Below are 24,385 nucleotides of genomic sequence, written 5' to 3' on the forward strand. Positions count from 1 at the left end.
TGCCCAAGCAGCTTGCAAGGTGCGCTTGCATCTTGCTTATCTGAATGCAAGGCCCATTCAGGAATGCCGGCTACTTGCGGCTAGCGCATATGGGAAGAAAAGATAAAATGCAGATCTTGCTTATAGCCCGCTTTAACAAGACCTGGAGCTTAGCATACAGGCCCACAGAACGCTACAGCCCAGAAGCAGAAAGATGAGTAGAACTTTTCATCATTTACAGCGGAGGCACTACCAGCAGTGCGGATACACGCTATTACAACGCTTGCTTACAGCCATACTCATCGCAGTTGTCTTCCTCTGCACAGCCTGCGGAAGCGCAACAGCCCCCTCGCCGCCTGCCATTCGCATTCCACCACACACTATTACGCCTACCCCCACGCAGCCCATTTCGGGACAACAGTTGCTGGCCAATGGTGCGCTAACCTATGTAGCCATGGGCGCCTCCGACGCCGTTGGTGTGGGAAGCGACGATCCGCAAACTCAGGGCTACGTCTATCTGCTGGCCCAGCGCTTACCAGCTGGCTCACAGCTTGTCAATCTGGGGATTAGCGATATTCGTCTTCATGCCGCCCTGCAGCAAGAGCTTCCCACTGCCATTGCCAAAAAGCCTGAACTGATTACCATCTGGCTGGTAGTCAACGACTATATCGCCGGCATCACCTACGAGCACTACATGAAGGATCTGAATACTCTCCTGCAGCAACTGCGTCAGCAGACTCACGCACGTATCGTCATGGCCAATCTGCCAGATCTGACGCGGCTCCCGACCATCAAGCGGCAGCTTAACGCGCAACAAAGAGTGAAGGCCATAGCCGAAATCAAGCACTGGAACGCTGGCATTCAGGACATGGCAGCGCGCTATGCAGTAACGATTATAGATCTGTTTGCTGAAGGAAGTCTGATTACCGCGCACCCCGATTATGTCAGCCAGGATGGTTTTCATCCCAGCCCTGCAGGATATGTACAACTTGCCAACTATTTTTGGAAAGCCATGCAAACAAATAGAACAGGCCGCTATTAAGCGGCCTAAAAGGAGACAAGAGGGCGAGACACCCGGCATCCTTGCCAGGAATGAAGCGCATTAGCATATCAGGAATACTGCGGGGCAGCCGGGCAAGTGCCGGCTATTTTGCTTCCGAACTCCCGACGCTTGCCTCGCCCTCAACGGTAAAAATCAGGCGTTCGCTAATATTGGTACAATGGTCTGCCACGCGCTCCAGCTTATGAGCGATCCAGAGCAGATAGGTAGCACGTTGGAGGATAAGCGAGTCACTTTGTAGAGCGGGGATAGCACGTGCTCCAGTCATCAAGGCCATTAAATCATGGCGCACCAAATGGTAGCGTACATCCACAACATCGTCCTCTTCCCAGATATAGCGTGCAGCGCTGACATCGCGATCCTTAAAGGCCTTCATAGTTCCCTGCAATACGCGGCGCGCCTCTTTGCCCAACTCTTGAATACCGCGCATAATCGCCTCTTCAGTGATCGGGTTATCACCGTTCTTGTCAGGGGTAATGCTCTCAGCTGGCTGCGCGGACCCGTTAGAGCGGCGCAACGGGGCCATGCGCAAGATATTCTGGGCAATGCCCGCGCCGCCATCGCCGATCCGTTCGAGATCGCCAGCGATAGAGAGGGCCGAGGTAAGATAGCGCAAATCGCGCCCACCCAGCGGCTGTTGCAGGGTAAGCAAGCGGATGGCATGCTCCTCAATGGCGGCGCGCAGGCTATCGATAATCGCATCGCCCTCAATCACCATGCCAGCCTCGGCTATATCGCCGGAATCCAGGGCCTCCAAGGCCTTACAAAGTGCCTCATCAACCAGAGAACCCAGACGGACTATCTGGTCATCTAATTCTTGCAGCTCTTTATCCAGGACTGTTCTTGTCATGTAGCTCTCTCCTCCGTCTCGTATTCGCACCATATACGTGGCCCGCATCGCGCCATATACACAGCTATACCGTGCAAAGCCATCCCTGCTGGCACGTTAAAGTTAGTCTAGCACATCTATCATAGAAAAGATAGACATGATATGTTAAATCATGGTAAAATACTCATTCCATCGTTTAGGGATAAGCGTCTAAAATATTTAGAATTGACAGCTTTTCTTCACGCGTGCTACAGTAACAGAAAGGTTTTACTGCTTTGTCAAACCTCATGTGGTGAGGTAGCCGCCTGCGGCGGCTGGCAAGGGAGGGAGCTGAGGCACAATTCGCTTGAGCGCGACGTAGCCTCAAGGCCGCAGTCAAGGGGCGGCCGCCCCTTGCATCCCCGCTTGTTTCACGCCTCACTTGAGCCCTGACAGACCACTACTCTAAAAAGGTAAAAAGCAAAGGATCATTATATATGTCAGAAAAAAGGTTGTTAGGCGTCTTCGCCCATCCCGATGATGAGGGGCTGATCAGTGGCGCGCTATTACAGTATAACACGTCTGGAGTTGAAACAGGGCTGATTTATGCCACGCGCGGAGAGGTGGGCGAGATCGCCGACCCGGCTCTGGCTACGCCCGAGAATCTTGGCCAGGTGCGCGAGGGCGAAATGCGCGCTGCAGCGGATATTCTGGGAGTTGCCAACCTCTGGTTTCTTGGCTATCGGGATTCGGGCATGGCTGGCACGCCTGAGAACAATGATCCCCGCTCCCTGGTACGAGCCAGCGCTGCCGATGCCATTGGCAAGCTTGTGACGATTATCCGAGAGTTCCGTCCCCAGGTGATGATTACTTTTGATGAGACCGGCGGCTATGGCCATCCCGACCATATTGCCATTTATCAGTATGCGACCGGGGCATTCCACGCGGCAGCCGATGGCGTACAATATCCCGAGCTAGGCCCGGCTCACGCGGTCTCGAAGCTCTATTACAGCTCCTTCGCACGCCGCCAGGTGCTCATGATGGTAGACTGGCTCCAATCCCAGAATTCCGAGAGCGTCTTCACTGATCTTGATCCAAATCAATTTGGCCTGGCCGACGACCAGATCAGCGTTGTGCTAGATGTAGAACGCTGGCATGAGACAAAAGTGCGCTCATGGGCCATGCACCGCACCCAATTGGGCTCCGGGGCCACCCTCTCACGCCTGCCAGAAGATTTACAGCGTAAATGGCGCAGCACCGAGTATTACCAACTGGCAACCTCACGCGTTGGCCCTGATGTCATCGGCGAAAACGATCTTTTCGCCCGCGTGCCATAGGTTTTGCCCCTGCTACCTCTCTGCCCAAATAGTATAGGACAAGCAAACCGATGGTCACGCGTAAGGTGACCATAAAAGGGAGACTATGCAAATTGGACTAAAACAGCTAATTGAACCTGGATTGAAACCCCTGGTAAATGAGAGTCAGCAGTTTATTGAAGCCAGGAAAGCCGCCGCGCAGGGTAAAAAGCAACCAGATTTGACTACTCCTAGCGGATTGCAAGAGGCGCGTGAAGCCCGCAAACCGTCTGGCAGACTTCTTGACCGTCAAGTTGTTGAAAGTATTGCCGAGGCCGATGGCAGAAAAGTTCCTGTAAGAATAATCAAGCCTAAGCAAGCTAAACCACGAGGCGTCTACCTTGACATTCACGGTGGCGGATTTTATCTCGAATCGGCGGCGAGAGGCGATACACAAAATGCCCATCTTGCTGATGCTCTCGGAGCCACAGTAGTAAGCGTTGATTACCGATTGGCGCCCGAAAATCCGTGGCCTGCGGCTCCTGATGACTGTGCTACAGCGGCTTTTTGGCTTGTCAAGCAAGCCAAGTCGCTGTTTGGAACAACACGCTTACTCATTGGTGGTGCTTCGGCAGGTTCAACCTTGACGATGACCAGCTTGCTCCGACTGCGTGATAACAACCTTATAGCTCCATTTCTTGGGGCAGTTTTACAGTTTGGTGCCTACGACTTAAGCGGCCAAACGCCTGGCGGGAGGCGTTATGCTGACGAGTATTTTATCCAGGCTTACGTAGGGAAGGTTGCCAACAAAACGCAACCTGATATATCGCCGCTTTATGGTGACCTGAAAGGTTTACCACCAGCGTTGATGGTGGTAGGGACAGCAGATATTTTACTTGAAGATACCTTTGCTATGGCGGCGAGGCTTTCAGCAGCTGGGGGTGAAGTGGATTTACGAGTTTACCCTGAGGCTGTGCATGGCTTTACATCGCATCCGACAAAGATGGGTGCAGCCGCAAGGCAAGATATCATAAATTGGCTCAAAGAGCGTCTTGACAGCTCAGCCCTGGTATAACGTTTAGGCTTCAACTAACGCTCATCGTTGCCATCCCTTTGACAGCAAGTTCCTCACAAGCTCCAGGACTACAGCGCCAGTTCTCAGGTGAGAAAGACTTAGGAAACCACCTGACCTGTTCGGCATTCCGAATAGGTGAGCATGCTTCAGAAGCTCTCTCATCTGCTAAGTGATGCAGTAGTCCTGGATAGTTCGAAAAGAGAAAACGTTAAGCGACTCTCTCTATTTCTTGCCAAGCTTGGCCATAATTGTACCCTTGAGCATATTAATTTCCTCCACCTTGAGCACAAGCGCACCGCCAAAATAGACGCCCATGCCAATGCCACCGGCCACCAGCAGAGTCAAGAGACGACCCGGCAGGTAATTAAGGGAGAAGAGCGGGACCTGGCCGAGCAGCATCTGCAATCCCCAGGCCACGCCAGACATGATGAGCGTAGCCAGGATGATCTTCAAAATGGTCGGAATGGCTTTGCGAAAGTGGATAGAGCCAATCACCATTCTTATCACGATCAGCAGGACGACGGCGCGCAAGATGTTCTGGGCCGCATTGGCAAAAGCCAGGGCCGGCATCCCGATCGTGTGCGAGAAGGGTAGCGCGACAGCCAGATAGCCAATGTAGCCGGCAAAGCCGGTTAAGACGGGGATTAGCGTTTGCTTGCGCGCATAAAATGCGGCGATCAATAATTGATCAATGGCCACAAACGGTAACTGGTAAGCGTAGTTCTGCAGAGCCACCGAAGCTAGAATGCCGTCCTGATCGCTAAAGGCTCCATGCTCAAAGATCGTGCGCACAATTGGCTCCTGTAAGACGATCAGGCCAGCCATTGCCGGGATCATCAGGAAGAGGCCAAGGCGAAAACCCAGCAGGAGCATGTCTTTAAAGCGCTCCATCTCTCCTTCGCGCGCATAGGTGGTGAGGGTGGGCAGGATGGCATAGGAGAGGGCCGCAGCTACCAGGCCTATGGGAAACTGGATCAGGGTTGTGGAGAAGCGCATCGCGCTCAGGTTCGCCTCCGAGCAGTACTTTACGCCATGAATCCAGGTTGGACACGGGGCATTGGTGGTCAACCATTGATCAAGGAAGGTGAAGACCATGCTAACTGCAAAGCTGAGAGCAACTGGAGCATAGAGCCGCAGGATATGGCGCAGGGCGGGATGCTTGAGGTCAAGGACAAACATATACTTGAACTGCTGATGACGCATGCCCGGAATAAGCAAGAGCAACTCGCCAACCCCACCCACGACAACGCCAACGGCCATTCCATACTGTCCCAAATACTGCACGCCAAGAATGCTACCGACGATGGCACCCAGGATAATGCCTAAATGGATGGCTACCGATGCAAAGGCCGGCCAACCAAATTCCTTGCGGGCATAGAGGGCGGCCTGCAAAACCGAGAACGGGCCAAAGGCGATCAGGGCAAAAAATATAATGCGGGCTGACTGAATCGTCAGATCTTTACTATCTGCCTTATAATGTCCAACCAGCAAATCAATAAACCAGGGCGCGATAAAAAAGAATATTATTGAGGCGGCCAGCATAATAATGATGACAAGGTTTACGACTGTAAAAACCAGGCGCCGCAGCTCTTCGCGCTTGTCAGGCGCGGCATAATCATTAAAGGTGGGAATAAGGGCGCTGGAAACGGTCCCGGTCGCCAGGAGATCATTAAAGGTTTGCGCGGGCGTATAAGCTGCCTGAAAGGAGCCAGAGATCTTATCACCAGTCGCGGCAATGACTATCTGGCGCACCATGCCCATTAAGCTGGTGCCCAGGCTGCCAAGCATGGTCAGAGTCGCGGATTTGATCAGCTCATGACGGTCTCCAGCTTTGCTAGTTTCCGGCTGCTCTTCCACATCTTCTACGATGGTCTCCGTCCCCAGCTGACCATCGGCGATAGCTCCAGCTGTGACAACAGGGATTGCCTCAACGCCAGAGTTTGTATTGTCATGCTGATCCTTTTCAATAGAGTCTTTTGCCATACAAATTTTTCGCTCCTTATATCAGGAGTCTGTCAAGCTAAGAGAGCTGTACTTTGTCTTTGTTGCCCTTCCACTCCCCGCTTTCCTCTTCGGCGACCAAAGAATATGGGTAATTGGGGCGCAATTCGCTCGATCGCGACGTTGCCCCCAAGCCCCGGTTAAGGGCTCTGCCCTTAACAATCCCCTCTTGCTTTGACAGACTGTTTATTCGCGCACTGGGCCGAGCGCATAAGACACACTATTCCCCCAAGCAAACCATGCAATGGTGTCTGCAAGCCCAATCCTTCCGAACTTAGGCAGAACAGAAGGATTGCACCCGCCTTGCTTCTCGCCCTGGCGTTGTAGAGCTATTTTACGGTAAATCCTTGATCTCGGCAATCAGTTCAGTGGTTGAATGACCGGGCAAGTAGGGGATGAGACGCACAACACCACCATAGGCCTGAACCACAGAGGCCTCTGGCAAACGCTCGGGATCGGGCGCCCCTTCCTGAGAAGCATAATCGCCGCCCTTTACATACACATCGGGCTGCAAACAATTCAAGAGAGCGCTGGCCGTGGTCTCAGGGAAGATCGTCACATAATCGACGCAGGTAAGCGCGGCCATAATCTCGGCCCGTTCGGCCTCCGGTACCAACGGACGCGCGGGTCCCTTCAGGCTGCGCACGCTCTCGTCGCTGTTCAGGCCAAGAATCAGGAAATCCCCCAGGTCGTGGGCCTCTTGCAAATAGCGTATGTGTCCCAGGTGCAGCAGATCAAAGCAACCATTGGTAAAGACGCCTCGCTCACCGCGCCGTTGGCGATACTGTACCTCTTCCACCAGCTCCTCGCGCAACCAGATCTTATGTCGGGTATCGTACAAAAGCTTATTCATCAAGCACACTCATCAATTCTTCCGGTTTGTTACTGGCACAACCCAGACGGCGTACAACGAGAGCAGCAGCAGCGTTAGCCAGATAAGCCGCCTCTGCCATGCTGGCTCCGGCAGTCAAGGCTAAGGTAAAGGTAGCCGCTACCGTATCACCAGCTCCATTAGCATCTACGATCTCACTGGCAAAAGGGAGTGGGTGAATAGGAAAATGGAGGGGGGGTTTGCCAGCTTCAAAGAGGCACATCCCCTCACTTCCGCGTGTAATCAGAACCCCTTGAGCCTCGCTGCCTTCGAGTAAACGCCGGCCGGCCTGCTCCAGGTCTGCTTTCGTAGTAATCGTCATCCCGAGTGTCGATTCTGCCTCCGGCTGATTGGGAGTTAGCGCGGTCACGCCGCGGAAACGGAAGAGTGAGCCGTGCGAGTCCACCACAATTGCCTTGTGCAGAGCGCGCGCAGCCGGAATACAGGTCTCAATAATCTCAGGGCTAATCATACCATTTTCATAGTCAGAGAGCACAACAGCATCAATAGAAGGCAAAACTTTTTTGATATACTCAATAACCTTGCCCTTGTGGGGCTCACAAACATCGCTCTTATCCACGCGATCGACGCGCACTATATGTTGCTGGACAAGCTGGGTGCTACCGGCCATAATGCGCGTCTTCGTTGAAGTCGGGCGAGAGGTATCGGTCACCAACCCATCCTGATGCATTCCTAGCGCGTCTATGGCCTCACGCAGACGTTGACCAGGCAGGTCAGCACCGACCACGCCTGCCAGGAACACCTCGGCACCCAGCGCGCACGCATTCACTGCCACATTCGTCGCGCCCCCGGGAATTGTGCGCTCTTCAGCCAGCTCAAGAATCAACACGGGGGCTTCTCGCGAAATGCGAGTTGGGCGGCCAATCACGTACTCGTCTGCGACCATATCCCCGATCACCAGCAAGCGTTTATCTCGAAAGACATTGATCAAAGCTCGCAAGCGTGCGGGAGTTGTATTAGAAATAGTAGATGTCATAGCTTGTTGCGTCCCTTTAGCAAGACCAATACCATAAATTGCGGTATCGCCAGCATACGTTTAATACGCCACGGCTCCCGATAGAGCCGATAGAGCCACTCAAGGCCCATACGCTGCATCGTCTTTGGTGCACGTCGTTGACGACCGGCAAGAAAATCATATGCGCCACCAACCCCCATCGCGATAGCCACGGGCAGGCGTACAATGTTGCGCCGTATCCATAATTCCTGGGCAGGGGCTCCATAGGCCACGCACAAAATGTCTGCTTTGGCCTCCCTGACGCGCCCGATAATCTCCTCTTCCTCTTCAGGAGCCGGCGAGCCGGCGTACGTTCCGGCCACCTGCAAACCTGGGGCCAGACTCTCCAGGCGTGCACGCGCCTGCTCCGCCACGCCCGGGGCAGCCCCTAGCAAATAGATGCGGTAGCCCTTCGCGGCACAAAGTTTTGCCAGTTCGATAAGAGTATCTATACCAGTAATACGTTCGGGAGCCGGTTCTCGCAGATACTTTGTAGCCCAGACCACACCCATACCATCCGCCACCACCAGAGCAGCCTGATTGATGCATTGACGAAAGATCGTGTCGCGCTGAGCTGCCATAATAAACTCAGTGTTGACGGTCACGACCTGCTGACAGGGCTCACCGTTTGTTCGTCGGCGCGTAACCATCTGCTCCATACACGCAAGCGCCTGCCTTTGCGAAACACGGTCCACGCGGACTCCCAGCACAAAAGCAGGCGCTTCAGATTGAGTTGGATCTAACGTTTTTAACGACATATACTTACCAATTAATTACTTCAACTTCAACATCAGAAATTTGCAAGTCTGGACGAGTTGCTTCAATATAGCGTTGGACATGCTCCAGCACCTCAGCCGAGTGCTGGCTGCTATTGCTCACGCAGCAAAAGCCGAGCTTAGCAATCTGCCAGCGATCATTTTCACCAACCTCGGCAACCGCTATCTCGAACTGATTGCGCACACGAGCCATCACCGATTTAACTATCTGCCGCTTCTCTTTTAATGAATGGCATTCTGGCAGATGTAATGTGATTTCGCAGGCTCCTATAATCATGCGCCTAGTATAACATAGTGGCCAGTGGTTGTAACTTGTAATCACCCAAGAGGTGCATTTCAGTACTTTCTCTGCTAAGAGGTTACACGACTTTCACCCTCGACGCCCTTACATATCTCTGATACAATTCTTTAAGGATTTATTAAAGAAAGGAGAATCTTCTGGTATGCTTGATACAAATGCCCAGGGGAATCAACATAAATTGCCCATGCAGGGCATTCACCAGCCCAAACGGGAGGAGGTACTCAAGCTTCCACGCGTGCATATCTCAAGTCATCCAGTCATGGAGCACAAAATGACAGCCTTGCGCGATAAAACTACGCAGCCGCCGGATTTTTATCGCCTGGTCAAAGAGATAGGTGCACTGCTTGCCTATGAGGCCACGGCCTCCCTCACGCTGCAAGAATGCGATATCGAGACGCCATTAAAACCTATGCGCGGGCGCCGGCTGGCCGGAGGTATCGGCATCACTCCTATTTTGCGCGCCGGCCTTGGCCTGGCCGAGGGGTTCCGTGAAGTTATCTCGGATGCGCAAATCTGGCATTTGGGCCTGCGCCGCGACGAGCGCACGCTACAAGCCCAGGAATACTACAACCAGCTCCCTCACCAGGTAAACTTGCAAGTATGCTACGCGGTTGACCCGATGCTGGCCACTGGCGGCTCGGCTATCGATGCTGTAAACATTCTTAAGCGCCGGGGGATTGATCGCATCTCATATGTGGGGATCATTGCGGCTCCCTATGGGCTACTCAAGCTCTCGCAGACCCATCCCGATATTGATATCTATGTCGCGGCCCTCGATGAGGAGCTCAACGAACTTGGCTATATTGTCCCTGGCCTGGGCGACGCCGGCGACCGCCAGTTCGGAACGCTATAAATTCGCTCGCTTGTTCGCGAGGCCTCTGCATTATTGTAATTATATAAAGGATTGATACCTGTGCCTACATCTTCAGACTCTTTTTCGTCAGAAGAGGATCAGAACTTATCAAATGCACAACCTGTGGAAGAGAACTCTGCCACCACTCATGAACAGCAGGAAACATCCGAACCAACAACCCAAGAGCCAGCTTCAGCACAGGCACCTGAAGCAGCACAGCCAGCAGAGATACAAGACGAGGCCAATGGTGGCCCGCTCGGTTGTTGTCTGGGAATCATGGTTGGGCTAGTACTCAGCCTTTCTATTGCAATACTCAGCCGTATATACGCAGATCAGCTCGCCGGCATTTTCAGCGGAAACCTTACGCTTATTGTGCGCATAGTTATGGCCATTGTGGCCATCGTGGCCGCTATCCTTTGTGGCTATTTTGGGTGGAAAATCGGTAAGAAATTATATCGCGTCTATGAACCGCCCGTTATAAAAGAGAGGAAGCGACCGCCAAAACATAAGTCCAAAGCCAGGCCCAGACAAGTTTGAGCCCGGGCTTGAAAAATATAGTCAGCTAGAGAAAAGTTGAGCCTGAACATCGGGAAGCAGAAGAAGCTACTGAGCTTCGCTTGGAACGCGAGGTCGGTCGCGACCCGGCACGCTGCCAGCACCGCTGCGTGCGCCTACCTCTCTACTTCATTCGCTGCGCCCACCGAGAACGGCTAACAAAAATAAGTTAAAAAGTCTTACTTCTCATAGAGCTTAGCCAGGGTCTCTGGCCCTTCAAGAGAGAATGATAGCTTAAGAGAGCCAGCAAATTTGCTGATGGTAATAAAAAGGGAGGAAATTTTATGCGTGTGGTTATCTTTTGCGATATGGAAGGAGTCTCCTGTATCGAGACCTGGGAACAGGTCACCGGCGGTACAGCTCTTTATGAGGAATGTCGCAAGCTTTATACTAATGAAATGAATGCAGCGGTACGCGGGGCACGCGCGGCCGGAGCGACTGAGGTGATTGTGGTCGATTGTCACGGTGCAGGCGGGGCTTACAATTTCAAGAGCTTTGTGCCCGAGATGCTTGAATCGGGGGCCGAATATGTTTTCGGGCATCCCTGGGCTCGCTACATCGAGGGCTTTGAGAAGGGCTGCGATGCTATCCTGTTTGTGGGCGCGCACGCTATGGCCGGAACGCCCAATGGCGTTTTGTGCCATACTGTCTCTACGGAGGCCTGGCACAATGCCTGGATCAACGATACGCTGGTCGGCGAGAGCGGCATTATTGCGGCCATTGCTGGCTGCTGGGATGTTCCGGTGGTATTTGCCTCTGGCGATGAGGTCACCTGCCAGGAAGTACATGATCTCCTTGGCGAAAAGGTGGTAACGGCCCAGGTCAAGACGGGTCTGGGACGCTTCTCCGCACGCAATATGGCGCCCAAGGATGCCTGCTCGCTCATTGAGATGCGCGTGGCACAGTCGTTAAGCGTGCGCAACTGGCCCAAGCCCTACAAGGTTCCCGGTCCCGTAACGTTCAGGGTAGAACTGGTCTCTCCGGATTGCGCTGATGTCTATATAGGGCGCGAAGGAGTGGTCATCGAGGGGCCGCGTACGGTCTCTTCAACTTCCGACACGTTCTGGAAAGCCTGGGATCAGTTCTGGTATCGCCACTAATCTAATGTCCCCATACAAAAAAGCTCTTATACGCAGCGAGACCGCAAAATGCATAGAGCTTTGTCTATAAGAGCTCAAAAGGGAGGGCTTCGGACCAGTCGTCCGGGGTCCTTCCTTCGCGCCTGGAACCATATTTCTACAGGTCTATTCTGAGCAATTTGTGCTCTCTAAAGCCAGGCAACTCAGCGCTTCTTGATGCCTCCTCCTTGCTTCTTACGAGCAAACGTCCCTTGACTTTTCCTCTCCATTTCTCCTATACTTACTTAGTAAGTTTACTAAGTAAGTTTGGAAACGAGGCAATGATTATGGCAAGGACGGAGAGAGGGCGAGCATTAACGCGACAGCTTGTGCTGGAGGCTGCTCTTGAGTTGATGGATAGAGAGGGGCCTGAGGGATTCAATATGCGCAAGCTGGGAGCGGCTTTAGGTGTCGAAGCTATGTCGCTCTATAATCACATCAAGAACAAAGAGGATTTGCTGGATGGGGTTATTGAAATGCTTCTCTTGCAAGCGCCCTATCCCCAGCGGCCAGATATTACGCCATATGTCGAGCTGTGGGATTTCGCGCATGCGTATCGCGATGTTCTGCGCGCTCACCCACGGATAATCTCTCTGGTGGCCTTACGCCAGTTGCGTACCGAGCCCTCGCTGGCGATTCTCGAACGCCTTGTCGCCGCGCTGCACAGGGCGAATGTCAAAGGTGTGCGCGCGCTATATGCAGTCAATAGTTTTGCCGGTTTTATCATCGGGCATGCTTTTTTTGATATTACGAGTATCTCGGTTCCGATGGCATCACATGAAGACGATGTGGTAGAGGTATGGGAACGCCTCCCGGCCAGGCGCTATCCAGCCCTGCACGCCTCACTACCGGCATTCAAGCAATGGGACGCGGACCAGGAGTTTGATTTCGGCTTGCGCGTGCTCTTACAAGGTATTCTCCTTCCCGATGAATAAGAGTGCCTTTGTCCGGCACTTAGCGAGGAATGCGTCAGCCCGCAGAAGCTAGCTGGACTGCAAAGATCCTGATATACAAATCATTTTAGCATATACATCATTATGTCTGCACATTTTTACAGCATGTTGTGACCAATTCTGAGAATGCAATTCAGGAGAATAAGAGGAAAGATGAAAAATCAGAACATTCTCATTTCCGGCGGGAGTATTGCCGGGCCAGCCCTGGCCCACTTGCTGAGCCGCTACGGCTTCCGTCCCACCGTCGTCGAGCGCACTCCCAGGCTGCGCGAAGGGGGATACAAGGTCGATATTCGGGGGGTAGCGGTTGAGGTCGCCAGGCGTATGGAAATTCTGCCCGATATTCGGCGGGCCAGCACCAATATGCGAGGCGGCACGTTTGTGGCTAATAACAATAAGCCAATTGCCACGATGCCCGCTGACTTCTTCAATTCACGTGCGCAAGGGGACGATGAGATCATGCGCGAGGATCTGTCACGCATCCTTTATGAGCGAACGCGCCAGACTGTCGAGTACATCTTTGGCGATTCAATTGCCTCTATCGAGCAGGGCGAGGAGGGCGTGGCGGTAACTTTCGAGCGCGGCGAATCCCGAACCTTTGATCTGGTGGTGGGCGCTGATGGCTTGCATTCCAACGTTCGTGGGCTTGCCTTCGGAGCTGAAGCAGATTTTATTCGCCACCTTGACGCCTATGTCTCGATCTTTACCACCTCCAACTTTTTACATCTTGAACATTGGGAGCTCTATCACTATGCGCCCGGCAAATTCGTTAGTCTTTACAGCTCACGCGATAGCAGTAAGGCCATGAGCTTTTTCTTTTTCAGTTCTCCACAGCTTGACTATGACTATCGCGATAGCGCACAACAAAAACAGCTGCTGGCCACACACTTTGCCACCGACAAGTGGCAAGCCATGCCACATTTGCTCAAAGCGGCTTGGGATGCGCCAGACTTTTACTTCGACTCAGTGAGCCAGATTCAGATGGAGCGCTGGTCGGCTGGCCGCATTACGCTCCTTGGCGATGCCGCCTATTGTCCATCGCCCGCCTCCGGGCAGGGAACAAGCCTGGCCCTGGTAGGAGCCTATGTGCTGGCCGGGGAACTGGCAAAGGCCGCCGGTGATTACGCTAGCGCGTTTGCCCGCTATGAGCAGGTGATGCGCGGCTACGTCAGCGTGAATCAGAAGCTAGCCGGGGCCGTCAAAGATTTTGTGCCGCAGACCCGCGTGCAGCTCTGGCTACGCACTCAGGCCATTCGCCTGCTGCCATACCTACCAAAGAGCCTTGCCGTGAACAAGATGATGCAGGACACGCAACGGGCTACCAACGCCATCACACTCGAAGATTACGCAAGTTGATAAGCTCAGCGCATTGACAGATGCACGGCAAACTGCTACATTGGGATTTCAGGCAAGGATGAAATAATTATAATGCAGCAGGAACGCTGCACTTTTTCTGGATTATGACTGATATACGACGACATTTGCCGCTCATTATCTCCTGCCTGCGCCGGCAACTGGCCCAACAGAGTTCGGTCGAGGCGAGCAGAACAGAGCTTGGCAAGCTGCTGCCGGCCAGCTATGGCATCAATGCCGGCAGTCTACAGAGCGCGCAAGGGGAGCGCTCAGCTCCCTTCGAGATCGTTATCTACGATAAGACTATCCCCAGCCCTCAAGCAGAGTGTGAGCCGGCCGGACTGGATATCCGCCGCGCCCTGGCCGTAATTAAGCTGGCTCAGGCTGCCGATATGGACACGCTGGCCCACTCTATAGAAGCGATAGCCAGCGCCAAACGCCTGCGCCCGGCTATCCCTATCATGCCCGAGCAACTCAAAAACCCAAGCCGCGTGCTGAGCAAGCTGCTTCCTTTGGGTATTATCATTGTCCAGCAACTCAACGATGCCAAGAATTATGATCAGGAGGGCTTGATCCTGGGCCTTGATGCTTTGTTAAAAGATCAGAACGCTTTACTGCGGCCAGATTTTTTGCTTGTGCCGGGGTCACAGCTCTCTTATCAGAACCCATTGTTTGAGCAGGCGCCCTTTAGCGAGACGACGATAAATATTGCCTGTGAGCCAGCTTTGAGTCGCCCGCGCAGCTGCTATGTCTGCAAGCAAAGGTTTACACGTCGCCACTTTTTCTATCCTTACTTATGCCTGCCCTGCGCCGATCTTAACTATCGCAAGCGCACAATCCCGTTGGAGCTGACAGGACGCTGCGCCCTGGTCACGGGAGCGCGCATCAGGATCGGCTACGCGACGGCGCTGCGCCTGCTGCGGGCCGGAGCGCACGTGATCGCGACTACGCGTTTTCCTCACGATGCTGCGCGCCGCTATAGCAGTGAGCCGGATTTTGCCGAGTGGCAAGAACGCCTGCAGATCTATGGCCTTGATTTCCGCAATCTGCCCGTGCTTGAACACTTTATTGCGCATCTGCAAGCCACTTACTCCGGCCTTGACATTTTGATTAATAATGCGGCACAAACCGTGCGCCGTCCCGTGCAGTATTATGCGGCCCTGCAGGCCGGTGAGGCCATGTCGCTCAGCACGCTGCCAGCCGAACAGCAACTGCTCATACGCCAATCGCATATAGCGCTTCCTGCGCCAGCATTTCCACGCGCTGAGGAAGCGCAACGGTTATTTGCCAGCTCACCGCTTGCTTTAGCCCAAGCTGACGAGTCAGCGGCGCTCGCAGCGCCTATAACAGGCAGAGAGGTTGAACCCGTGCCGCCGCACAATGGCGATCAGCCAAATAGCTGGACCTTGCGGCTCGATGAGATCTCGCTTAGCGAATTTTTAGAGGTACAGGTGATTAATGTCACGGCGCCCTTCTTGCTGATCAGCCGTCTGCGCCCTCTCATACGCAATAGCAGCTTCCCTGAGCGCTTTGTCGTAAATGTCTCGGCGATTGAAGGGCAATTTGCGCACGTAAAGCAAGGCTCGCATCCCCATACAAACATGGCCAAGGCCTCGCTCAATATGCTCACGCATAGCGCGGCTGCCGACCTGGCCACCGACCATATCTATATGAATAGCGTCGATCCCGGTTGGATCTCGCTGCAAACGCTTGATCCCGAGAGCACAGTCCTGCCGGAAGGCTTGCCGCTCGATCTTGTCGATGCTGCGGCGCGCATCTGCGATCCCATCTTTACAGGCATCCAGAGCGGGAAAGCCAGCTCTGGACAGTTCTATAAGGATTATCAAGCCGCTTCCTGGTAATCGAGCCATAATAGCATTGATGTATTTATCCCTTTCCACTATAATACAGGCACCGGCATCGTTCGGTCGATATGCGGAAGTAGCTTAGAGGCTAGAGCACCGGATTGCCAATCTGAAGACGAGGGTTCGACTCCTTCCTTCCCATAGCGCAGTGGGGGTGTAGTGCAAGGTCAGCATAGTATTCGGCCAGGATACTGATGTCGGGTTCGAGTCCCGATCACCTCCACTCCTTCCTTGATTGACCCGCCAAACGAGCAGAGAGAAGGTTCGGGTATTTTTTGTATGGAGCAGGAAGAAACAGCCTTAGCTTCTCTCAAAGCTGAGGCCGCCAACGAGAATACAGTCCCGAGCCGGCTAGAGGAGCTGGCGCACACTCCACAACTCAAACCCATTATAGCTGCCAATCCTGCCGCTCCGGCGCGACTTCTCGAAAGGTTGGCCAGGAAAAAAGATCCGGCAATCGAGCAAGCCTTAGCGGGCAATCCCAATACTCCTCTACACGTTTTATTGGAGCTGGCTGAAAGCTATCCAGCCGAATTTCTAGGGAATCCTATCATCCCTATTCTGAATATGACCCAGCCCGATTTTATTTGGCAGGCCTCACTTAACATCTGGCCTAGCCTGCTGCGCCGCGAAAATGTTCCCACCACCTGGCTGCAACAACTACAGCGGAATTTGTGGAATGATAAAAATAAATATTATCACGCATGGAACTACTTCATGGGATATGGAGAATCCGGCGAGCAGGCAATAGAAGGCCACGTGGCGCGGGCCGGTGAGATATACCGACCCAACCAGGTATACATCAAAGAAGCCCTGCAAGACTATATGAAAGCTGGTCGCGTGCCTTATTTACATGGAGAACCCTTGTCCGCCTCTACCCTGATCCTCTTCGTCCTGCTCTTTCCCAAAGCGGCAGAAACCACACATCAGGAGTGGCAAGATACAACATCACTTTCGCCTGAGTGGCAAAGCTTATTTACCTACAGTCCTATAGCCCTGCCCCACAAGATTTTAACCTGGAGATTAGATAAAACCAGGCCATTGGATTTGGGACAAGCAATCACGGGTAAGCTCAAACCCAAAATCCTGCAGCATCTCGTTCACTATCTGCCCAAAGCTGCTGGCAAGGCTTCTCCTCAACAGGGCCGGCGCGAGATTGTGCTCAAAGGGATAGCCCGCAATCCGCGCACTTCTCCGCAGCTTCTTGAAGAGCTGGCCAGTAGCCAGGCTATGGAAGTGCGCCGGGCCGCCGCGCAACATCCACAGCTCACAACTGAGGCTATCATGGTCCTGGCGCTAGATGAGGCTGCGCAGGTACGTGCGGCGATTGCCGCGCGTCACCATCTCACTCCCGAGCACTACCAACAACTGGCCACGGATAGCGATCAGCGCGTACGAGCTGCCCTGGCTCGCAACAGTCATACGCCACAAGCCATCCTTTCCGGGCTAGCAGCCGATGCCCAGGCACAAGTACGCGCCGCCGCCGCTGGCAATCCGCGCTTAGCGCCTGTAGCAATGGCTCCCTTGCTCATTGATCTAGACGAATCAGTGCGCGCACCCTTAGCCGCTAACGCACACATTCCAGCCGATTACTATGCACAACTCGCTCAAGACGACGCTCTGAAGGTGCGCCAACAACTGGCAACCAATCCGCGTCTTCCCCTTGCGCTCCTGGAAGAACTCTTTGCCAGCGAAGCGCTAGAGATCTGGGCAGGGCTGGCGCGCAATCCGGCTACGCCGGAGCATCTCCTGACCCGGCTAGCAGCAGGCGGCAATACGCAGATACAGGCCGCAGTGGCCGCGCACAAGCATACGCCACGCGAGACCTTAGAAGCTCTGGCTACTCAGAAACAGCGCGCGGTGCTCCTGGGCCTGGCCGCCAATCCGCACACGCCTTTACATATCATTGAGCAGTTGATAGCCCGCGAGGATATCGAGCTCTGGTGCCGTCTATTCAATCACCCGGCGATGCTGCAAACGCACCGACAAGCATTCTACGAGCATTTTGTGAAGAAGGCAGGAGCACAGCTTACTTCCACCAAGCATTTTTGGTTGCGTCGCGCGCTCTTACGCCATCGCCCATTGCCGGAGCCAATGCAAAAAGTTTTCGTCAATTCCATACTCTGGGAAGAGCGCTATCTGCTCGCCAACCATCCGCAGGCCACATCAGCCATTCTTGACCTGCTCACACATGATGGCAACCGCCATATTCGGGCCAAAGCGCGCAATAGAAAAAAGAAGCGCCGCCAGGCTTAGCGAGAATGTGGAATACTTCATTGACAATAGATCCTGTTCTCTATTATAGTTCAGCTATCGGCTTTAGCTGATCGTTATGGGATCGTAGATCAGCTGGGAGATCACCTGCCATTCACGCAGGAGGCCATGGGTTCGAAGCCCTTCGTTCCATAACGTTGTGGGGATATGGTGTAGCGTCAGCATACTCTTCGTCAAGAAGATTGACAGCAGGTTCAACTCCTGCTTATCTCCACCATACAGAGCCGTTCACACTTTCTCTCTTCTCATTCAGCAACGTCTTTCTAGCCATTTTAGTGCCGCAGAAATACTATAGTATCATATCTATCACGAAAAGAGAGTAAAGCACATCATGACACCAGGAGCCTTAGCACGTTTCCTACACAAACTTGTCGAAGAGCGTCTCATGTTTAGCACGATGATCTGGGGCCCTCCCGGGATCGGGAAATCAAGCATCGTTGCGCAGACGGCCCGAGCTTTTGATATGGGGATTATTGACCTGCGTCTCTCCCAACTTGCCCCCACCGATCTACGCGGTTTGCCGGTGGCCGAGGACGGTATCTCGCGCTGGTATCCGCCCGAATTTCTGCCCCGCGACGGCAAGGGCATTCTCTTCCTCGACGAGCTGAATCTCGCGCCGCCCGCAATGCAGGGCATGGCGCAACAATTGATCCTGGATAGGCGCGTGGGCTCATATACCGTGCCACCAGACTGGTTTATCTGGGCGGCTGGCAACCGCAAAGAGGATCGCGCGGCAGTTTTTGAAATGCCGGCGCCGTTGGCCAATCGCTTTATTCACCTGGTCGTTGAGCCTCATTTTGAGAGCTTCAAAAGCTATGCCCTGGCTCAGGGTATTCATGAGCACATTCTGGCTTTTCTCTCGTTCCGCCCGGCCCTGCTACACGAATTTGATCCGCAGCAGCCAGCCTGGCCCTCGCCACGCACCTGGATGGTAGCCAACAGACTGTACAAGGCAGGGCTTGACATCGCCCCGGTGGTTGGTCTGGGGGCAACTGCCGAGTTCGAGGCCTTCAGAAAGCTCTACAATCACTTGCCTGATGTCGAAAAGATTCTGGCCGGGAACGGGAACGCCATAACCTTTCCTGACGAGCCATCTGTACGCTATGCCATTATCATGGCTCTGAATATGCGCGCTACTGACATCCAGGGGCATCATCAAGCCTTTCTCTGGGTAGCCGAGCAGGCCAGCCCGGAATGGATTCAGCTCTTTGCGACTGATCTGTTTCGTCTGGGGCGCGCGCGCAACCAGATGGGCAAGCTGGCAACGCTGGTCCAGCGCGATACCCAATTGCAAAGAATGTTCAAAGAGTTCATGGAACTGTTGAGCTAAGCTTATGACGCAAGATCAAAATACAGCACTGCAGCGACAAATCTCGGCTGCCATCTTGAAGCTGCGTATGCGCGCGCCGTTTTTTGCTACGCTCGCCCTCTTTGCGCGCATCTCCATCACACGGGGCATATCAACTGCCGCCACCGATGGACGCGCTATCTTTATCAACCAGAGCTTCTGGGAAGGTCTGCAGGAGAATGAGCACCTGGGCCTGATTGCTCACGAGGTGCTGCACGCGGCCTTACTGCACGTCTACCGGTGCGGAATACGCGATCCATTGCGCTGGAATATCGCCGCCGATATCGTCGTGAACGGTATAGTCATCGCACAAGGCTTTAGCTTGCCAGAAGGGCACATTCGCAATCAAGAGCTAGAGCACCTCAGCGTTGAGGAGATCTATCATCTTCTTGATAATTTAGCTACAGCTAAATTAGCTGAAAGCTTGCCCATGCAAGATCTGCTTGATCCCAAGCAAGGCGGTCTAGATCCCGGCCTTAGCGGCATCGACGATCGGGACAGGCCGGCTTCCAGGCTTACAGGTCTCAGTAGCGACATGCGTACAGCTAGCGAGCGATATTGGCAAGATGCCTTGCAGCAAGCTCAAATTATCGATAAGATGACAGGTAAAGGTCAAGGAACCATGCCGCTGGGCCTGCAGCGCGAGCTTGGGCATCTCAATCCGGCCCAGATCGATTGGCGTGCTTACCTCTGGCGCTTCCTAGTCCAAACGCCGACCGACTTTGCGGGCTTCGACCAGCGCTTCATTGGTCGGCGCCTCTATCTGGATATGCTGGCCGGGGAGACAGTCCATATCTATGTGGCCGTCGATACCAGTGGCTCGATTGGTCAGCGCGAGATAGAGCAGTTTTTGGGCGAGGTACAGGGCATTTTGCGCGCCTATCCTCACCTTGAGGCTAAGCTTTACTATGCCGACGCCGCCTGCTATGGCCCTTATACGCTCACTGCTCAGTCAGAAATTCCAGCCCCCAGGGGTGGCGGAGGCACCGATTTTCGGCCCTTCTTTGAGGCAGTTGAGCAAGAGCACGATAGTATTCAGCCCGCGGTCTGCGTCTACCTGACCGATGGCTACGGAACATTTCCCCAACAAGTTCCGTCCTTGCCGGTGCTCTGGGTCATCTTAGCGGGCGGCCTCGCCTTGCAAAGCATCCCCTTTGGCGAAGCTGTGCGCCTGATCCCAGATCCAACTTAGGAACGCAAGTGCCAGCCGATCCATGCGCACCAACATGGCTCCGGCTGGCCAGCCTTACCGGCAATAGACCTACGCGCGCTTATCCTTTTGCTTAAGGAACAAGGCGATCAGCAGCATTAATACAACGATAATCACGGCCAGGGCCAGCCAGGCCAGCAAGATGCGCGCCGTGGCATCGCTGCTGCTATAGGTTGAGAAGAGCGTGCCGTGATAGGTTGGATCGCTGCCAAAGAGATGATCCTCGCCGATTTTATCGGCGTGCAAGCCAAGCGAGGAGCCCAGCGCGGCCATGGCCCAGCGCGTCGGAAAGATCGTGGCAAAGATCTGCGTGAACCAATCTTTAAGCGGGATAAGCGTTCCCGAGAAGATCACCTGGGGAATCAGAATGATCGGCACAAAGCTCATAGCCCTATCGTTATTTGGAGCAATGGCCGAGACGGTCAGGCCAACCATCAGGCCGGCCAGCGAGGTAAGGGCAAGGGTAATGTAGACCTCGGGAATGACGGGTAAGAAGACGCCCTGGTGTAGCGGTACGCCCAGGTCAACAATCACTATCAAGATCAGGCTTTGCAGCAGGCTGAGGATGCCCAGAACGACGATCTTGGAGAACATGTAGGGCAGGATGCGCAGATTGACGGCCCGCTCACGACGATAGATATGCCCTTCCTTGACGATCTCACGCGCTCCATTAATACAGCCGAAGAGGACGGTTCCGAAGGCCATGATAAAGAGAACCTTTTGAGCATCGGCGCCAGGACCCGGCATAATAAAATCCTGCAAGGCTTTCTGCGTGCCGCCATGGCCGCTAGCATAGGCCGAGCCTGCAGTATCGTTCTTAAGAAAATCGATGACTTTATCACAGCCAATGGTCTCGCTCTGGCTGGCCTGCGGTAGGGCCACGGGACCCGTCGAGGTAAGGATTTGCGTGCGGCACTGGACTATTTTATCGCTCTGAAAGACGTCAGAATTGATCTCAAAGTGGACCATAACCACCAGGAGCAAGGCGATAACGGGAGCCTGCAGGAGCAGGATGAGCAGATTGCCGCGATCATTTTTGAGCAGCTCTAGATAGCGCATGGAGAGTAATATAAATTGCTTCCAGGCGGTGCCAAAGTGCAAGGTCTTCTTAGCCGGCGGTGGCTGCTGATTCTGCGGCTGGGTCATAGCGCCTTCCCGCAAGGGTTGGGCCACATATTTCAGGAAGTCGGGCGAGGTCTTGAAGCGCGCTTCGGCCTCCAGGGGAATATGCGGATTCTCCTTTGTTGGCTCCAGCGAGCTATAGATCTCGGCAAAATCCGACTTATTGAAGAATACTCTAGCCTCTTCAGGAGGGCCAAAGTAAGCAAGACGCCCACCCTGCGCGAGAAAACACACATAGTCGCAGGTATTGATATTGTTGGTGGCATGGGTTACCAGCACAATCGTGCGCCCACGATCGGCCAGGCGGCGCAGCAGAAACATCATCTTGCGATCAAGGCCCGGATCAAGACCCGAAGTCGGCTCATCAAGGAAAAAGACGCTAGGATTTGCCAGCAGTTCCAGGGCGATTGAGACACGCTTACGCTGTCCACCCGAAAGCTTGCTGACCAGCAGATCGCGCCGCTCGCTCATCTCCACATCTTCAAGGACCTCATGAATGCGCTGGGCAATTTGCTCTTCGGTAAAGTCGTTGGGCAGCCGCATGCGCGCGGCATAATAGAGCGCGCGATAGACGGTAAGATCGCGATGGACGATATCGTCCTGAGGCACATAGCCAAGCTGCGCGCTAAAGGCGGCAAGGTTGCGATAATAATCCTGCCCATTGTAGAGGACCGTGCCCTGCTGGGCTGGACGCAGGCCATTGAGGGCATCCATTAAGGTTGATTTGCCAGCGCCCGAGCCGCCAACCACGGCCACGAACTTGCGTGGCGGGATGACCAGCGAGATATCGTTGAGCAGGATAACCTTATTATTGCCAGCTTTTTTCAGCTCAATGGCATCGATGCGAATGCTCCGGCTTTCATCGTGCTGGGTCAGCTCGGTTCCCGTATAAATAAATCTAAACGGGCCAATCCTGATTTCATCGCGAGCATTGAGCAGATAGCCGGTGACGGCCTGCCCATTGACGTAGACATGATTGGTGCTGTTCAGATCAACTATGCGGTAGCCTCCCGGCGTCTGAACCTGGATCAGTTGGGCATGGTGAGCAGAGACCAGGGGATGATTCAGGACCACCATGTTATCGGGGCGCGCCCAAGCGTAATCAATGGACGATCCAGGGCGATGGGGTGAATGTCCGGGGCTGGCTCCTGCAAAGCTCCGCTCCCATCGTCATAGGCCAGCGTGACCAGCGTGCCATGCATATCGCCAATGCGGAAAATATCCCCGCGCACCAGGGGCTTGCGAAACTGTTGATTGCCCGGTATGAAGTTTCCCTGATAGATCAAGCCGTTTAGGGTCTTATCGCGCGCCGGATGGGGATGCACAAAGACCCATTGATCTCCCTCGCGCACAATCTGGGCATGGATGTTGGAGATAACGGGCTCACCAATGACGATATCATTGCTCTGGTGGCGCCCGATACTGATCATTGGTTTGAGCAGAGGATGCGTTTGCTTATCCGCGCCTACATTGCTGCTGACGATGAGGGCCGGCATGCCACCAATCGCAGTTTTTTCAGCAATCGGTCGGTTCAGCGGCGGTGGTGGGGTAGGAGATACCACAGCCGGCATAGGTACTGACGAGATGGGGCCTGATGGCTGCATGATGGGTGGTGTCACGGGTCCGGAACCGACCCGCTGATCAGGTCCCACGCGCTGCGGAGTAACCTGCGCCTGAGCATCGGCCTCTGCTAAGAGAAACAGGCAAGCTGTATCTTCTCCCAGGCCAATAGTATCGCCATTTTGCAAAACTGAGCGCACCATGCTGCGCCGATTGACAGTCAGCGTATTCCTCTGGGCAACCTTTTCAATCGACCAGTTGCCATTTTCCCAAAGCAAGCGAGCATGATGTCTTGACACTTTGGGATCAAAAATTACAATATCGTTATTTGAGTCACGGCCCAGGGTAACCACGGGCTTATGGACCGGGAAAGTCTTTCCCTTTAGCTGCCCGCTGAGGATCTGAATTACACATAGTGGATGATTTACCCCGCTCATATAACACTCCCGGCTGATCTATTGAAGCCATAGCAGGGCTATTATGGAGCTTCCCTGCTATCGAACACATTATCTGGTCTTCAGGAGAGGGAGATAAATGCTGACTGAATATCCCCCAGGCAAGGAGTTGCTTCCTGCCGTTGCAAGATCAGTGCGTGGTTCCAGCAGCTATAGCCAGTGGTCACAGCTGAGAAGCTGGTTATATCTACTCGAATATGATCGCATACGATACCAGATTTGCTGTTTTCCAAACCGAAATATATATTTTATACAGGGCTATTAAAATTTCCTTTTTTGCCCCACCCATCCTATGAGAGGAGAGTATGGGACGCCCCATGACCCGGCAGAGGACTGGCCATCCTCTGCACTCCTGCGAAAAGTAAATAGCCCCGATATTTTATGCTCTTAGCATGCAAGAAAGGTATGACTTCTGCTTATCAATCCCCCACTCTTCTGATAATGTACTGCTGAATTTATTATTGCATAATTTTCGCGATTTAGCGATAGGGAAGTACCAGGCAAAAGGGCTTTCCAGTTCTCGTTGTTTCGCCACCTG

At 53.8% G+C, this 24,385-nt stretch carries 20 protein-coding genes and 2 tRNA genes; 14 read left to right on the forward strand and 8 right to left on the reverse strand.

Features of this window, described 5'->3' with window-relative positions; all coding sequences use genetic code 11:
- The first annotated feature begins 193 nt into the window (after nt 1-193).
- Entirely contained in the window at nt 194-1,021 is an 828-nt protein-coding gene (locus tag EPA93_RS26770) for an SGNH/GDSL hydrolase family protein (protein ID WP_129890448.1), read from the forward strand.
- A gap of 103 nt (nt 1,022-1,124) precedes the next feature.
- Here the strand turns inward: EPA93_RS26770 and EPA93_RS26775 are convergent, their stop codons facing one another.
- Entirely contained in the window at nt 1,125-1,889 is a 765-nt protein-coding gene (locus EPA93_RS26775) for a phosphate signaling complex PhoU family protein (RefSeq protein WP_129890449.1), read from the reverse strand.
- Nucleotides 1,890-2,344: 455 nt separating this feature from the next.
- Here EPA93_RS26775 and EPA93_RS26780 point away from each other — a divergent pair, with 455 nt between their 5' ends.
- Nucleotides 2,345-3,184 (forward strand): PIG-L family deacetylase, encoded by an 840-nt coding sequence (locus tag EPA93_RS26780; RefSeq protein ID WP_129890450.1) that lies wholly within the window; start codon nt 2,345-2,347, stop codon nt 3,182-3,184.
- 85 nt (nt 3,185-3,269) lie between these two features.
- Nucleotides 3,270-4,217 carry an alpha/beta hydrolase gene (locus EPA93_RS26785; protein ID WP_129890451.1) on the forward strand — a complete coding sequence of 316 codons (948 nt, stop codon included), beginning with the start codon at nt 3,270-3,272 and terminating at the stop codon, nt 4,215-4,217.
- A 222-nt stretch (nt 4,218-4,439) separates the two neighbouring features.
- On the opposite strand, the gene murJ is transcribed toward EPA93_RS26785, so the two are convergent.
- From murJ to EPA93_RS26810, 5 genes are all read right to left on the reverse strand, one after another.
- Nucleotides 4,440-6,200, reverse strand: a complete 1,761-nt coding sequence (gene murJ / locus EPA93_RS26790) for a murein biosynthesis integral membrane protein MurJ (RefSeq protein ID WP_129890452.1) — start codon at nt 6,198-6,200, stop codon at nt 4,440-4,442.
- A gap of 352 nt (nt 6,201-6,552) precedes the next feature.
- Nucleotides 6,553-7,071, reverse strand: a complete 519-nt coding sequence (locus EPA93_RS26795; RefSeq protein ID WP_129890453.1) for an adenylyltransferase/cytidyltransferase family protein — start codon at nt 7,069-7,071, stop codon at nt 6,553-6,555.
- Complete coding sequence (locus EPA93_RS26800) at nt 7,064-8,086, reverse strand: bifunctional heptose 7-phosphate kinase/heptose 1-phosphate adenyltransferase (RefSeq protein ID WP_129890454.1); 1,023 nt, start codon at nt 8,084-8,086, stop codon at nt 7,064-7,066. The genes EPA93_RS26795 and EPA93_RS26800 overlap by 8 nt, the downstream gene beginning before the upstream one ends.
- Entirely contained in the window at nt 8,083-8,763 is a 681-nt protein-coding gene (locus tag EPA93_RS26805) for a WecB/TagA/CpsF family glycosyltransferase (RefSeq protein WP_165423414.1), read from the reverse strand. The genes EPA93_RS26800 and EPA93_RS26805 overlap by 4 nt, the downstream gene beginning before the upstream one ends.
- A gap of 103 nt (nt 8,764-8,866) precedes the next feature.
- Complete coding sequence (locus EPA93_RS26810; RefSeq protein WP_129890456.1) at nt 8,867-9,157, reverse strand: DUF503 domain-containing protein; 291 nt, start codon at nt 9,155-9,157, stop codon at nt 8,867-8,869.
- Between the two features lie 208 nt (nt 9,158-9,365).
- Between EPA93_RS26810 and upp the strand changes: the two genes are divergently transcribed.
- The 11 genes from upp to EPA93_RS26860 all read left to right on the forward strand — a co-directional run bounded on the left by upp (nt 9,366) and on the right by EPA93_RS26860 (nt 20,692).
- Nucleotides 9,366-10,034 carry a uracil phosphoribosyltransferase gene (gene upp / locus EPA93_RS26815; RefSeq protein ID WP_129894663.1) on the forward strand — a complete coding sequence of 223 codons (669 nt, stop codon included), beginning with the start codon at nt 9,366-9,368 and terminating at the stop codon, nt 10,032-10,034.
- A 60-nt stretch (nt 10,035-10,094) separates the two neighbouring features.
- On the forward strand, nt 10,095-10,571 hold the full coding sequence (locus EPA93_RS26820) for a hypothetical protein (protein ID WP_129890457.1): 477 nt from the start codon (nt 10,095-10,097) through the stop codon (nt 10,569-10,571).
- Between the two features lie 302 nt (nt 10,572-10,873).
- A complete protein-coding gene (locus EPA93_RS26825) occupies nt 10,874-11,689 on the forward strand; it encodes a M55 family metallopeptidase (protein ID WP_129890458.1) in 816 nt (271 codons plus the stop codon).
- 305 nt (nt 11,690-11,994) lie between these two features.
- Nucleotides 11,995-12,642 carry a TetR/AcrR family transcriptional regulator gene (locus EPA93_RS26830; protein ID WP_165423415.1) on the forward strand — a complete coding sequence of 216 codons (648 nt, stop codon included), beginning with the start codon at nt 11,995-11,997 and terminating at the stop codon, nt 12,640-12,642.
- 171 nt (nt 12,643-12,813) lie between these two features.
- On the forward strand, nt 12,814-14,016 hold the full coding sequence (locus tag EPA93_RS26835) for an FAD-dependent monooxygenase (RefSeq protein ID WP_129890460.1): 1,203 nt from the start codon (nt 12,814-12,816) through the stop codon (nt 14,014-14,016).
- Between the two features lie 104 nt (nt 14,017-14,120).
- On the forward strand, nt 14,121-15,875 hold the full coding sequence (locus EPA93_RS26840) for an SDR family NAD(P)-dependent oxidoreductase (protein ID WP_129890461.1): 1,755 nt from the start codon (nt 14,121-14,123) through the stop codon (nt 15,873-15,875).
- Between the two features lie 153 nt (nt 15,876-16,028).
- A tRNA-OTHER gene (locus EPA93_RS48590) sits at nt 16,029-16,101 on the forward strand.
- A 56-nt stretch (nt 16,102-16,157) separates the two neighbouring features.
- Nucleotides 16,158-18,134: a variant leucine-rich repeat-containing protein gene (locus EPA93_RS26845; protein WP_129890462.1), complete on the forward strand. Its 1,977-nt coding sequence runs from the start codon at nt 16,158-16,160 to the stop codon at nt 18,132-18,134.
- A 77-nt stretch (nt 18,135-18,211) separates the two neighbouring features.
- Nucleotides 18,212-18,285 (forward strand) — tRNA-Glu (locus EPA93_RS26850).
- A 198-nt stretch (nt 18,286-18,483) separates the two neighbouring features.
- The gene (locus EPA93_RS26855; protein WP_129890463.1) at nt 18,484-19,482 is read left to right on the forward strand and encodes an ATP-binding protein; all 999 of its coding nucleotides are present in this window, start codon (nt 18,484-18,486) and stop codon (nt 19,480-19,482) included.
- A gap of 4 nt (nt 19,483-19,486) precedes the next feature.
- On the forward strand, nt 19,487-20,692 hold the full coding sequence (locus EPA93_RS26860) for a vWA domain-containing protein (RefSeq protein ID WP_129890464.1): 1,206 nt from the start codon (nt 19,487-19,489) through the stop codon (nt 20,690-20,692).
- A gap of 69 nt (nt 20,693-20,761) precedes the next feature.
- On the opposite strand, the gene EPA93_RS26865 is transcribed toward EPA93_RS26860, so the two are convergent.
- Entirely contained in the window at nt 20,762-22,909 is a 2,148-nt protein-coding gene (locus EPA93_RS26865; protein ID WP_129890465.1) for an ATP-binding cassette domain-containing protein, read from the reverse strand.
- Nucleotides 22,897-23,829 (reverse strand): FHA domain-containing protein, encoded by a 933-nt coding sequence (locus tag EPA93_RS26870; protein ID WP_129890466.1) that lies wholly within the window; start codon nt 23,827-23,829, stop codon nt 22,897-22,899. Before EPA93_RS26870 ends, EPA93_RS26865 begins: the two co-directional genes overlap by 13 nt.
- Nucleotides 23,830-24,385: the final 556 nt, after the last annotated feature.

The organism is Ktedonosporobacter rubrisoli, from assembly GCF_004208415.1.
GTDB classification, from domain to species: domain Bacteria; phylum Chloroflexota; class Ktedonobacteria; order Ktedonobacterales; family Ktedonobacteraceae; genus Ktedonosporobacter; species Ktedonosporobacter rubrisoli.

What these genes read in the sequence shown, in the direction of transcription:
- EPA93_RS26840 (WP_129890461.1), top strand. Translation starts at nt 14,121, where the DNA reads ATGACTGATATACGACGACATTTGCCGCTCATTATCTCCTGCCTGCGC.
- EPA93_RS26855 (WP_129890463.1), top strand. Translation starts at nt 18,484, where the DNA reads ATGACACCAGGAGCCTTAGCACGTTTCCTACACAAACTTGTCGAAGAG.
- EPA93_RS26860 (WP_129890464.1), top strand. Translation starts at nt 19,487, where the DNA reads ATGACGCAAGATCAAAATACAGCACTGCAGCGACAAATCTCGGCTGCC.
- EPA93_RS26785 (WP_129890451.1), top strand. Translation starts at nt 3,270, where the DNA reads ATGCAAATTGGACTAAAACAGCTAATTGAACCTGGATTGAAACCCCTG.
- EPA93_RS26825 (WP_129890458.1), top strand. Translation starts at nt 10,874, where the DNA reads ATGCGTGTGGTTATCTTTTGCGATATGGAAGGAGTCTCCTGTATCGAG.
- EPA93_RS26800 (WP_129890454.1), bottom strand. Translation starts at nt 8,086, where the DNA reads ATGACATCTACTATTTCTAATACAACTCCCGCACGCTTGCGAGCTTTG.
- upp (WP_129894663.1), top strand. Translation starts at nt 9,366, where the DNA reads ATGCAGGGCATTCACCAGCCCAAACGGGAGGAGGTACTCAAGCTTCCA.
- EPA93_RS26835 (WP_129890460.1), top strand. Translation starts at nt 12,814, where the DNA reads ATGAAAAATCAGAACATTCTCATTTCCGGCGGGAGTATTGCCGGGCCA.
- EPA93_RS26830 (WP_165423415.1), top strand. Translation starts at nt 11,995, where the DNA reads ATGGCAAGGACGGAGAGAGGGCGAGCATTAACGCGACAGCTTGTGCTG.
- EPA93_RS26810 (WP_129890456.1), bottom strand. Translation starts at nt 9,157, where the DNA reads ATGATTATAGGAGCCTGCGAAATCACATTACATCTGCCAGAATGCCAT.
- EPA93_RS26770 (WP_129890448.1), top strand. Translation starts at nt 194, where the DNA reads ATGAGTAGAACTTTTCATCATTTACAGCGGAGGCACTACCAGCAGTGC.
- EPA93_RS26870 (WP_129890466.1), bottom strand. Translation starts at nt 23,829, where the DNA reads ATGAGCGGGGTAAATCATCCACTATGTGTAATTCAGATCCTCAGCGGG.
- murJ (WP_129890452.1), bottom strand. Translation starts at nt 6,200, where the DNA reads ATGGCAAAAGACTCTATTGAAAAGGATCAGCATGACAATACAAACTCT.
- EPA93_RS26775 (WP_129890449.1), bottom strand. Translation starts at nt 1,889, where the DNA reads ATGACAAGAACAGTCCTGGATAAAGAGCTGCAAGAATTAGATGACCAG.
- EPA93_RS26795 (WP_129890453.1), bottom strand. Translation starts at nt 7,071, where the DNA reads ATGAATAAGCTTTTGTACGATACCCGACATAAGATCTGGTTGCGCGAG.
- EPA93_RS26805 (WP_165423414.1), bottom strand. Translation starts at nt 8,763, where the DNA reads ATGGAGCAGATGGTTACGCGCCGACGAACAAACGGTGAGCCCTGTCAG.
- EPA93_RS26865 (WP_129890465.1), bottom strand. Translation starts at nt 22,909, where the DNA reads ATGGTGGTCCTGAATCATCCCCTGGTCTCTGCTCACCATGCCCAACTG.
- EPA93_RS26780 (WP_129890450.1), top strand. Translation starts at nt 2,345, where the DNA reads ATGTCAGAAAAAAGGTTGTTAGGCGTCTTCGCCCATCCCGATGATGAG.
- EPA93_RS26845 (WP_129890462.1), top strand. Translation starts at nt 16,158, where the DNA reads ATGGAGCAGGAAGAAACAGCCTTAGCTTCTCTCAAAGCTGAGGCCGCC.